Origin of the sequence: Achromobacter animicus, from assembly GCF_040775605.1 — a bacterium.
GTDB classification, from domain to species: domain Bacteria; phylum Pseudomonadota; class Gammaproteobacteria; order Burkholderiales; family Burkholderiaceae_B; genus Achromobacter; species Achromobacter animicus.
Genome location: NZ_JAYGJK010000001.1, coordinates 2,095,215 through 2,105,563, shown reverse-complemented (window position 1 = coordinate 2,105,563; position 10,349 = coordinate 2,095,215). Strand labels below are relative to the sequence as shown.

The following is a 10,349-nucleotide window of genomic DNA, read 5'->3' as shown; positions in this document are numbered from 1 at the left end:
GAAATAGTTGCATAGCAATAAACTAAATAATTGCGGGACGGGTTAAAGTGCGGGATCGCCGACGCCAACACCAGGGATCAGACATGCAGCCGCCAGAGCGCCGCCCCGCACGGGGACGCCCTCCCACCATCACCCGCGAGCGGATCGCCGATGCCGGCATCGCCGTGGGCCTGCCCAACATCACGTTCGTCGGCGTCGCAGCGGCGCTGGGCGTCAGCCACATGGCGCTGTACAAGCACGTGCCCAGCCTGGAAGAGCTCAAGCGCCTGGTCGCCGAGGAGATCTTCAATCGGTGGCAGATTCCGCAGGCCTGTAGCCACGATCGCGGCGATCTCAAGGACTACCTGACGGTGTTCGCGACATCCGTGCGCGAGTTCGTCAAGGCGCATCCGGGCGTGACGCCCTACGTCATCCGGCGGCTGGCCGCGACGCCGTCCATGCTGGCGAAGATCGACGGGCATCAGCGCCACATCGCCGACGCCTATGGCATCTCAAAGGAACAATCGCGCATCCTGCTGGCGACCGTGGCGTTTCACGGCCTTGCGGTGGCGGACACGGTGTATTCGGTTGCCGGGCTGGAGCCGGTTGTCGACGCCGCGCGCACGGCGGAAGAATCCGAAATGGAAGTGGAACTGGATCAGGGCATGCAGGCGCTGATCATCGGTTTGATGGCGATGCTGGAGGGCGGTTAGCTGGTTTCGCGCTGGACCAGTTCGAAACCCAGATCCACGTGCCGCTCGGGCACGGGTTCGCCCGCCAGATGCTGCATGAGCAATCGCGCGGCGGATAGCCCGATCTGATAGCGCGGCGTGGCGATGGTGGACAGCGGCGGCGTGGTCCAGGCCGTGCCCGCCAGGTCATGAAACCCGACGATCGCCATTTGCGCCGGCACCTGCAACCCGTCGCGGCCGCATTGGAACACCGCGCCCTGCGCCAAGTCGTCGTTGCAGAAGAACACGGCGTCGCAATCCGGGTGGCGCGTATGCAGGTCCTGCATCAGCGCGGCCCCCAGGCTGATCGACGATTTCTCCGGCGTCATGATTTCCAGCGCCACGTCATACAAGCCTGCATCGCGTAGCGCCTGCCGGCACCCCTCGCAACGGCGCAGCGACCGGGGATCCAACTGCGCGCCAATGATGCCGATGCGGCGGTAGCCGCGTTCCACCAGATGACGGCCGGCCGCGTAGCCCGAGTCGAATTGCGAGAACCCGACGCTCATGTCGTCGTTGCCTTCCAGCGTTTCGATCGTGTGCACCGTGGGAATCGCCTGCGCGCGCAGCAGTTCCCAGACGCCCGGATTGTGATCGATGCCGGTCAGCACCAACCCGTCGGGCGAGTGCTGCAGGTACTTGCGCAGCAGCGCCTCTTCTTCGTCCGGCGAGTAGCCCGTGACGCCAATCAGCATGTGGTAGCCGTGCTGGTCCAGCACGTCCTTGATGCCCGTGATGATGTCCACGAAGACCACGTTGCTCAGCGACGGAATCAGCACCACGATGGTCTGCGACCGCGCCGACGCAAGCGCGCTGGCGGCGTGGTTGGGCACGTAGCCAAGCTCCTGGCACACCCGCGCGATGTGCTCGCGCAGGTCTTCCCCCACCTTGTCCGGCGTGCGCAGCGCCCGCGAGACCGTGATGGCGCTGACGCCGACGCGCCGCGCGACGTCCTGCATGGTGACGCGGCCGGCGCGCGAGCTTCGGGGTTTGCGGATGGACATGGACCCTCGCGGTGAATGCAAGCGCGTAGTCTGACGGAAAAAAAGAGGCTTGCCAAAGCAAAAATGTTAGCGCTAACATGATCCGCATCAAATGATTAGAAAACTCCGGAAAAACGGAGAGGAGACAACCATGCAAGCTTCCCCACTGGGGCGGCCGGGGCCGTCGCGTCCCGGCCGGTCACCGCTGGCCCGCGCTGCGGACTGGTGTTTTGTGCTGCAGACCTGGCTGATGGTGGCCTGTCTGATCGTGATGGTCGTGCTGCTGTTCGGCAACGTGGCGCTGCGCTATCTCTTCAACTCCGGCATCAACGTGTCCGACGAGGTCTCGCGCCTGGCCTTTGTCTGGATGATCTTCCTGGGCGCGGTGATCGCGCTGCGCGAACACCAGCACATCGGGGTCACCATGATGGTGGAACGCTTCGGCCCGGGCGCGCGCCGCGTGTCGCACATTGCCTGCCAGCTGATGATCCTGTGGGTGCTGTGGCTGATGGCTGAAGGCGGCTGGGTCCAGACTGTGATCGGCATGGACACCGTGCTGCCGGTCACCGGCATGCCGCTGGCCGTCTTTAACGCAGCCGGCCTGTATGCCGCCGTGGCGATGGGCATCCTGACCCTCATCGACCTGGTCCGCGTGATTGCGGGCGGCCCGCTGCCGGCGGAGTCCAGTCCGGAAGACCCGGCGGTGTGAACCCGCCCCTCCCCGCCCCCAATCACCTGCCCGGATATCCGCAATGATCCTGACCGTCTTCCTAGTCGTGCTGCTGGGGCTGATCGCCCTGGGCATGCCGATCGCCTTCGCGCTCATCATCAGCGCGATCGTCATGATGTTCCAGCTGGACTTCTACGACACCCAGCTCCTCGCCCAGAACATGCTGTCCGGCGCCAACAGCTTCACGCTGATGGCGGTGCCGCTTTTCATGCTGGCCGGCGAACTGATGAACGCCGGCGGCATCTCGCGGCGCATCGTGCATCTGGCCAACACGTTCGTGGGCCACATCCAGGGCGGCCTGGGATATGTGGCCATTTTCGCCAGCGTGCTGCTGGCGTCCCTGTCGGGCTCGGCCGTGGCTGACGCCGCGGCGCTGGGATCACTGCTCATCCCGATGCTGCGCGAAAAGGGTTATGAGGCCGGCCAGGCGTCGGGCCTGATCGCCGCCGGCGGCATCATCGCGCCCATCATCCCGCCGTCGATCTCGTTCATCATCTTCGGGGTCGCCACCAATGTGTCGATCACCAAGCTGTTCTTCGCCGGCATCGCACCGGGCCTCATGATGGGGCTGACGCTGGTGGCGGTGTGGACCTGGGTGGCGCGCAAGCACGGCAGCATCAAGCCCGCGCCGCGTGAGCCCTGGAACAATCGCCTTAAGGCGCTGCGCGGCTCGCTATGGGCGCTGTTCCTGCCGGTCATCATCATCGGCGGCCTGCGGGGCGGCATCTTCACCCCCACGGAAGCGGCCGTCGTCGCCGCCGTGTATGCGTTGCTGGTCAGCCTCTTCGTCTACCGCGAAATCGGCTGGCGCGACCTGGGACCGCTCTTCATCAACGCGGCGCGCACCACCGCCGTGGTCATGTTTCTGGTGGCGGCCGCCATGGTCTCGTCCTACATGATCACGCTGGCGGACCTGCCGCAGGACCTGATCGCATTGCTTGAGCCGGTCATGGATCAGCCAAAGATGCTGATGTTCGCGCTGCTGATCCTGCTGACGCTGGTCGGCACGGTGATGGATCTGACGCCGACCATCCTGATCCTCGGCCCCGTACTCATGCCCGTCGTCATCAAGGCAGGGATCGACCCCGTCTACTTCGGCGTCATGTTCGTCATGGTCGGCAGCGTCGGCCTGCTGACGCCCCCCGTGGGCACGGTGCTGAACGTGGTTTGCGGCGTGGCCCGCATCAATATGGAAACCATCTGCAGAGGGGTGTGGCGCTACGTCGTGGCCTACACGCTGCTGCTGGTCCTGCTGGTGATCTTCCCCGAACTGATCACCGTACCCGCACGCTGGATGCACTAGCGGCACTTGAAAACCCCCGAGGAGAAACACCATGATCAAGCAATTCAAGACCCGCATTCTTGTCCTGGCGACGGTGCTGTCCTGCACCGTCGCCGGGGTGGCCGCGGCCGCGGACGTCAAGCCGCGCCTCATCCGCTTTGGCTACGGACTGAACGAGGAAAGCGTGCAGGGCCGCGCGGCCCGCCATCTGGCGCAGGAACTTGAAAAAGTCAGCGGCGGCAAGCTCAAGATGCGGACCTTCGGCTCGGCCAACCTGGGCTCGGACGAGCAGATGCAGAGCGCGCTGGTGGGCGGCGCGCAGGAAATGATGGTGGGATCCACCGCTCCGCTGGCGGGCATGGTCAAGGAATTCGGCGTGTTCGACCTGCCGTTCCTCTTCAACAGCGAAAAAGAGGCCGACGCGGTGCTGGACGGCCCGCTTGGGCAGGATCTGCTGAAAAAGCTGGAAGCCAAAGGTCTGGTCGGCCTGGTCTATTGGGAAAACGGCTTTCGCAACATGACCAATTCCAAGCGGCCGATCACGCGCGCCGAGGACCTGCAGGGCATCAAGCTGCGCGTCATGCAGAACCAGATCGCGCTGGGTGTGTTCAACACGCTGGGCGCCAACGCGGTGCCGATGCCGTTCTCGGAACTGTTCACCGCGCTGGAAACGCGCACGGTCGACGGCCAGGAAAATCCCATCACCACGATCCAGAGCAGCAAGTTCTACGAGGTGCAGCCCTACCTGACCATCACGCGCCACGTCTACACGCCGTGGGTGGTGCTGGCGTCCAAGAAGTGGTGGGACACGCTGTCGCCCGACGAGCAGAAGCTGATCCGCCAGGCCGCCGCGTCGTCGCGCGACTTCGAACGGCAGGACAGCCGCGCCGATTCCACCAAGGCCATGGGTACGCTTGAAAAGAACGGCATGAAGATCAACACCGTCACGCCGGAAGAAGTGGCCCGCATGCGCCAGAAGGTGCAGCCCGTGGTCGACAAGTACACGCAAGAGCTCGGCCCGGAACTGGTCAAGCAGCTGAACGACGAAATCCAGAAGGCGCGCAACTAGCGCCAATGGTGGCCCGGATCCGCTTTTGGTCCGGGCCAGTATGCAACCGAAGCGAGACAGCCATGTCCCAGACACCCCGCCGACTGCGCAGCCAGAAATGGTTCGACGATCCTTCGCACGCCGACATGACGGCGATCTACGTCGAGCGCTATCTCAACTACGGCCTGACGCGCCAGGAACTGCAGTCGGGGCGGCCGATCATCGGCATCGCGCAGACGGGCAGCGACCTGGCGCCCTGCAATCGCCATCATCTGGCGCTGGCCGAACGCATCAAGGCGGGCATCCGGGACGCCGGCGGCATCCCCATGGAATTCCCGGTGCATCCGCTGGCCGAACAGGGCAGACGGCCCACCGCGGCGCTGGATCGCAATCTGGCGTATCTGGGTTTGGTTGAAATCCTGCACGGCTATCCGCTGGACGGCGTGGTGCTGACCACCGGATGCGACAAGACCACGCCCGCGTGCCTGATGGCCGCGGCCACCGTGGACATCCCTGCCATCGTGCTGTCCGGCGGACCCATGCTGGATGGCTGGCATGAGGGGCAGCGCGTGGGGTCGGGCACCGTCATCTGGCACGCGCGCAACCTGATGGCCGCAGGCAAGCTGGACTACGAAGGCTTCATGACGCTGGCCACGGCATCGTCGCCGTCGATCGGCCACTGCAACACCATGGGCACCGCCCTGTCCATGAATTCGCTGGCCGAAGCGCTGGGCATGTCGCTGCCCACCTGTGCCAGCATTCCCGCGCCGTATCGCGAACGCGGCCAGATGGCTTACGCCACCGGCATGCGCATCTGCGACATGGTGCGCGAGGACCTGCGGCCTTCGCACATCATGACGCGGCAGGCGTTCGAAAACGCCATCGTCGTTGCCTCGGCACTGGGCGCGTCCAGCAACTGCCCGCCGCATCTGATCGCGATTGCGCGCCACATGGGCGTCGACCTGAGCCTGGACGATTGGCAGCGGCTGGGCGAAGACGTGCCGCTGCTGGTCAACTGCGTGCCGGCCGGCGAGCACCTGGGCGAAGGCTTTCACCGCGCGGGCGGCGTGCCGGCCGTGCTGCACGAGCTGCTGGCCGCGGGCCGTCTGCATCCTGACTGCGGGACCGTGTCGGGCAAGACCATCGGCGACATTGCCGCAGCGTCCAAGACCCATAACACCGACGTCATCCGAAGCTGCGACACGCCGCTCAAGCACCGCGCCGGCTTCATCGTGCTGTCCGGCAACTTCTTTGACAGCGCCATCATCAAGATGTCGGTCGTGGGCGAGGCATTTCGCCGCGCGTACTTGTCGGAGCCCGGTTCGGAAAACGCCTTCGACGCCCGCGCCATTGTCTTCGAAGGCCCGGAGGACTATCACGCCCGCATTGAAGACCCGGCCCTGAACATCGACGAACATTGCATTCTGGTGATCCGCGGCGCGGGCACCGTGGGATACCCCGGCAGCGCGGAAGTCGTGAACATGGCGCCGCCGTCGCATCTGATCAAGCGCGGCATCGACTCGCTGCCCTGCATGGGCGACGGCCGCCAGAGCGGCACGTCGGCCAGCCCGTCCATCCTGAACATGTCGCCCGAAGCCGCGGTGGGCGGCGGGTTGGCGCTTCTGCGCACCGGCGACCGGATCCGCGTGGACCTGAACCAACGGTCGGTCATCTTGCAGGTGGATGAATCGGAACTGGAACGGCGCCGCCAGGAACCGGCATACGAAGCGCCGCCGTCGCAGACGCCCTGGCAGGAGCTCTACCGGCAGACCGTGGGACAACTGTCTACGGGCGGGTGCCTGGAGGCGGCGACGCTGTATTTGAAGGTGGTGGAGACGCGCGGGGATCCGCGGCATTCGCATTGAGGTATGCGGGCCGTGCGGGCTATTTGCGAGCAGGCGTGTCGGCCGGGTCCGAGGCGGATTCTGTCGTTGCGTCGGAGGGCAGTTCGGTGGTCGGTTCGGTGAGCGGTTCGGCTGCGGGGTCAGTGGCCTGGCTATCGGCACGCGGGCCGGGCCGGCTGAGCACGTAGGCCGCGCTGGCCAGAAAGAAGATGCCCACGCCGATGGCCAGCAACGGCGAGGGATTTGCGCTCCAGTAGAACAACACATAGCCCGCTGCCATGCCCAGGCTGGCGTACGTCTTGCCCTTGCGCGATACCGCGCCCTGTTCACGCCAGGCGCGCAGCGATGGACCGTATGTCGGACTGTCCAGCAGCCATTTCTCGAGCCGGGGCGACGAGCGCGAAAAGCAGCCCACGGCCAGGATCAGGAAGATCGTCGTCGGCATCACCGGCAGAAAGGCGCCGATGACGCCCAGCGCCAGCATCAGGCAGCCCAGGCATAACCAAAGTGCTCTCATCATGATGGTGTGCAGGATATCGCAAATGGGCCCGAGCGGAACCGGCTGCTTCGTGCCGCGTCCATTGCCTGCTCCGCCCGGATCGTCTGCCGTGCCCGCAACGTCTGCCCTGCCCGCATTATCTTCGACGCCCCCAGCATCGACCGGCTCAGGATGCGGCGGGCTCCGGCATGCGGGCGCGCAGCATCCTGACGAATTCCGCATCAGGGCTGCCGCCGGCGTCACGCGACCGGTGAACCATGGCCCACGCCTCGCCATACTGGCCGCGCCAGTAGTAGGAAGTGGCCCATGACGCATACAGATAACCCTTGTCCGGCTCGACGGCCTCGCCCTTGCGGTACCACTCGTCGGAACGCGTCGTGGCCGCGATGCGCGCCTCGGGCGGCAGCGTCTTGTCTTCTGCTGCACAACGCGCCGCGATCCGGCCCGCGTCCGCATAAATGCCGCGAAACGCGGGCGGATTCAAACTGATCGCGCGGTCCATCATGCTCATCGCCTGGCAGACTTTGCGCTGGCTTTCCAGAATGACCGCGAAACCTGCGTATACCTCGGCGTTATCGGGATTGAGGAGCCAGGCCTGATTGAAGCGCCGCATGGCTTGGCCGGGCTGGTCTTCACGGAAAAGACGATAGCCCTCTTCGACCCGCGCCTGCGCCGCCGCCGATGGCGATGCAAACGCCTTTGCGGCCAGTGCAACCTGTTGTTCATCGCCCGCGCGCAACGCTGCGGCCGCGCGGCGATCTGCGCCGGCATACATCGGCGCCTCGTCGCTAGCCGTTTGCGCCGGCGACGGCGCCTTGATTGCGCAGCCGGGCAGCCACAGCAACTGAGCCAGAACGAACGCCTTCAACGTGCAGTGCATGGGCGGGCTTTGAATTGGGAAAGAAGGAATATACCTGCGTGGGTATTGATGCGACGCTATTGCGATACCAAGGCAACAGCGTTGCGATACTGATGCGGCGATGGTGCGAACCCATGCAGCGATGGTGCGAACCGATGCGAGGATCGCGCCGCGCGCTTGATTTGCTAGAAGCACCGTCGCACGCGGAAAAGCAAAAAGCCGCGAAGTCATAAGACTGTCGCGGCTTTTCAGGTCTGTGTCCGACTAGCTCTATCGAACACACCTTTGCAGGAATTTGGTAGGCGGTATTGGAATCGAACCAACGACCTCCACGATGTCAACGTGGCGCTCTAACCAGCTGAGCTAACCGCCTGCAAAGAAGAAGAATTATATAGTGCTTTTTTAAACTGTGCAAATCGTCTTGGAAGATTTTTTGCAGTTTTTATTGCGTTTCGGGTTTTGCGGCATTTACCTTGCGGCCTTGCCAAACTGCCCTTTCGCAACACGCTCTAAAGCGCTTTAAAGCACTACTTCTTTTCCTTCAATTTCGCGTCTGCGTCATGTGCCGCAGCAACGAAGAACGAGATTCTATCAGAACTTTTTATTCCTTGCTCGACTTCGACGCCACTACTCACATCAATCGCCCAAGGCCGCACGGATTCGATGGCCGCGCCGACGTTTTCTGCATTCAAGCCGCCGGACAGAATCAACGGGCGGGACATGGGATCGGCCCGCACATCATCCAGCAACGCGTAGTCGAAACCATGTCCGCTGCCGCCATAACCGGCGCTGTAGCTGTCGAACAACCATCCCGCGGCCTGGCCGTATGCGCGGCAAGTGGCTGCCAGGTTTTCCGCCGTCTCCAGGCCGGGCGCGCCGGCACGGAAGGCCCGCAGGTGGCGATGCCCGTAGCGCGCGCATTCCAGCGGCGTTTCGTCGCCGTGGAATTGCAGCAGGTCGGGCCCGACTTCGCCCAGCACCGTGCGCACCTCTTCCTCTTGCGCATTCACGAAGAGCGCGACGACGTCGACAAACGCCGGCACCCCGCGGCGCAACTGCGCGGCGCGAACAGGCGTGAGACAGCGCTTGCTCTTGGGATAGAAGACGAAACCGATCGCGTCGGCGCCTGCCGAAACGGCGGCTTCAATGTCTTCTTCGCGGGTCAGCCCGCAGATCTTTATGCGTGTACGCATGGCATTTTCTGGATGTGTCGCCCCGCGGCGACTGGATAGGCCAGTATATCCGGCCCCTACGCCCCGGGCGCGCCCAGCGTCGCCACCATGTTGTCGAAGCTGCCCTCGGCCATGCGGAACCACGGGACCTGCTTGCCGCGGAAAGCCAGCATGCTGTCGTAGAGCTTCTTGAACGTCGCGTCTTTCGCGCTTAATTCATTGCAGGACGCCACCGTGGCTTCGTGCGCAGCTTGCAGCACTGGCCGCGGATACGCCTTCAATTGCGCACCCTGCGACACCAGCCGGCGCAGTGCATCGGGATTGTTGGCATCGAACGCGGCAATCATGTCGTTGCATGCGGCGGCGCAGGCCAGGGACAGCGCGGTCTGATAGGCCTTGGGCAGCTCGCCATACGCGTCTTGATTGACGTACAGCGACAACTGCTGCGTGCCGGCCCACCAGCCCGGAAAGTAATAATTGCGCGCGACCTCGAACAACGCAAACCGCTCATCGTCGAACGGGCCGATCGTCGCCGCCCCGTCCACCACGCCCTGCGCCAGCGCGGCATGCACATCGCTCGCGGGTATGTCGACCGGCGTCGCCCCCAGTCGCGACAGGATGTGGGCGGCAAAGCCATCGGCCGCTACCTTCAGGCCGCGCAGGTCATCAACGGTCTTGATCTCGCCGCGGAACCACCCGCCCATCTGCGCGCCGGTATAGCCGCAGGGAAAGTTCAGGATGCCGAACTTGGCGAAGGCCTCGCGCGTCAGCGTCAGACCCTCGCCTTTCCGCATCCATGCGTTCATCTGGCGCGTGTTCAATCCAAATGGCACGCCACCGTCAAAGCAAAGCGCCGGATCGGTAGTGAAAAACTTGGCCGATGCCGCATGGCCGCATTCGACGATGCGGTGCTGCACGGCTTCCAGCGTCTGGCCCGGTTGGAACAACTGGCCGGCCGGAAAGACCTCGATGTTGAAGCGCCCGTCCGTGACCTCGGCCACATAACGCGCGACGTCGGCGGCCCCCGCAAACAGCGTCACCGCATCGGCCGAAAAATCCGAAGCCAGCCGCCAGGTGAGGTTGGGCGCTTCCTGCGCAATGGCGGGAACGGCCAGCACGGCGCTGCCGGCGGCGGCGCCCAGGGCGGTCTGCTTCAGAAACGCGCGGCGTTGCATGGCGCATGCCTCCAGAAAGGCGCGGGATCCCGCCGGCTGAGCGGCGG

Annotated in this window: 10 protein-coding genes and 1 tRNA gene; 5 read left to right on the top strand and 6 right to left on the bottom strand. The window is 64.5% G+C overall.

Features of this window, described 5'->3' with window-relative positions:
- Window positions 1-83 precede the first annotated feature (83 nt).
- Window positions 84-692: a TetR/AcrR family transcriptional regulator gene (locus AB3147_RS09400; RefSeq protein WP_367351775.1), complete on the top strand. Its 609-nt coding sequence runs from the start codon at window positions 84-86 to the stop codon at window positions 690-692.
- Here the strand turns inward: AB3147_RS09400 and AB3147_RS09395 are convergent.
- Entirely contained in the window at window positions 689-1,714 is a 1,026-nt protein-coding gene (locus tag AB3147_RS09395) for an HTH-type transcriptional regulator GntR (protein ID WP_367351774.1), read from the bottom strand. The genes AB3147_RS09400 and AB3147_RS09395 overlap by 4 nt on opposite strands.
- A 130-nt stretch (window positions 1,715-1,844) precedes the next feature.
- On the opposite strand from AB3147_RS09395, the gene AB3147_RS09390 reads away from it, so the two are divergent.
- From AB3147_RS09390 to AB3147_RS09375, 4 genes are all read left to right on the top strand, one after another.
- On the top strand, window positions 1,845-2,402 hold the full coding sequence (locus tag AB3147_RS09390; RefSeq protein WP_175138561.1) for a TRAP transporter small permease: 558 nt from the start codon (window positions 1,845-1,847) through the stop codon (window positions 2,400-2,402).
- A gap of 43 nt (window positions 2,403-2,445) precedes the next feature.
- Window positions 2,446-3,726 carry a TRAP transporter large permease gene (locus AB3147_RS09385; protein ID WP_367351773.1) on the top strand — a complete coding sequence of 427 codons (1,281 nt, stop codon included), beginning with the start codon at window positions 2,446-2,448 and terminating at the stop codon, window positions 3,724-3,726.
- Window positions 3,727-3,757: 31 nt separating this feature from the next.
- Entirely contained in the window at window positions 3,758-4,774 is a 1,017-nt protein-coding gene (locus AB3147_RS09380) for a TRAP transporter substrate-binding protein (protein ID WP_175124000.1), read from the top strand.
- A 62-nt stretch (window positions 4,775-4,836) separates the two neighbouring features.
- Complete coding sequence (locus AB3147_RS09375) at window positions 4,837-6,618, top strand: IlvD/Edd family dehydratase (protein WP_175123999.1); 1,782 nt, start codon at window positions 4,837-4,839, stop codon at window positions 6,616-6,618.
- Between the two features lie 19 nt (window positions 6,619-6,637).
- Here AB3147_RS09375 and AB3147_RS09370 read toward each other — a convergent pair whose 3' ends face one another.
- The 5 genes from AB3147_RS09370 to AB3147_RS09350 all read right to left on the bottom strand — a co-directional run bounded on the left by AB3147_RS09370 (window position 6,638) and on the right by AB3147_RS09350 (window position 10,302).
- Window positions 6,638-7,117: a YbaN family protein gene (locus AB3147_RS09370; RefSeq protein ID WP_367351772.1), complete on the bottom strand. Its 480-nt coding sequence runs from the start codon at window positions 7,115-7,117 to the stop codon at window positions 6,638-6,640.
- Window positions 7,118-7,262: 145 nt separating this feature from the next.
- On the bottom strand, window positions 7,263-8,186 hold the full coding sequence (locus AB3147_RS09365; RefSeq protein WP_255595375.1) for a tetratricopeptide repeat protein: 924 nt from the start codon (window positions 8,184-8,186) through the stop codon (window positions 7,263-7,265).
- 65 nt (window positions 8,187-8,251) lie between these two features.
- Window positions 8,252-8,328, bottom strand: a tRNA-Val gene (locus AB3147_RS09360).
- 154 nt (window positions 8,329-8,482) lie between these two features.
- Entirely contained in the window at window positions 8,483-9,148 is a 666-nt protein-coding gene (locus AB3147_RS09355; RefSeq protein WP_218343327.1) for a phosphoribosylanthranilate isomerase, read from the bottom strand.
- Window positions 9,149-9,204: 56 nt separating this feature from the next.
- Window positions 9,205-10,302: a TRAP transporter substrate-binding protein gene (locus AB3147_RS09350; protein WP_367351771.1), complete on the bottom strand. Its 1,098-nt coding sequence runs from the start codon at window positions 10,300-10,302 to the stop codon at window positions 9,205-9,207.
- Window positions 10,303-10,349 lie beyond the last annotated feature (47 nt).

Coding starts and splice junctions, on each gene's coding strand:
- AB3147_RS09400 (WP_367351775.1), top strand. CDS start 84: ATGCAGCCGCCAGAGCGCCGCCCCGCACGGGGACGCCCTCCCACCATC.
- AB3147_RS09370 (WP_367351772.1), bottom strand. CDS start 7,117: ATGATGAGAGCACTTTGGTTATGCCTGGGCTGCCTGATGCTGGCGCTG.
- AB3147_RS09365 (WP_255595375.1), bottom strand. CDS start 8,186: ATGACTTCGCGGCTTTTTGCTTTTCCGCGTGCGACGGTGCTTCTAGCA.
- AB3147_RS09355 (WP_218343327.1), bottom strand. CDS start 9,148: ATGCGTACACGCATAAAGATCTGCGGGCTGACCCGCGAAGAAGACATT.
- AB3147_RS09395 (WP_367351774.1), bottom strand. CDS start 1,714: ATGTCCATCCGCAAACCCCGAAGCTCGCGCGCCGGCCGCGTCACCATG.
- AB3147_RS09350 (WP_367351771.1), bottom strand. CDS start 10,302: ATGCAACGCCGCGCGTTTCTGAAGCAGACCGCCCTGGGCGCCGCCGCC.
- AB3147_RS09390 (WP_175138561.1), top strand. CDS start 1,845: ATGCAAGCTTCCCCACTGGGGCGGCCGGGGCCGTCGCGTCCCGGCCGG.
- AB3147_RS09380 (WP_175124000.1), top strand. CDS start 3,758: ATGATCAAGCAATTCAAGACCCGCATTCTTGTCCTGGCGACGGTGCTG.
- AB3147_RS09375 (WP_175123999.1), top strand. CDS start 4,837: ATGTCCCAGACACCCCGCCGACTGCGCAGCCAGAAATGGTTCGACGAT.
- AB3147_RS09385 (WP_367351773.1), top strand. CDS start 2,446: ATGATCCTGACCGTCTTCCTAGTCGTGCTGCTGGGGCTGATCGCCCTG.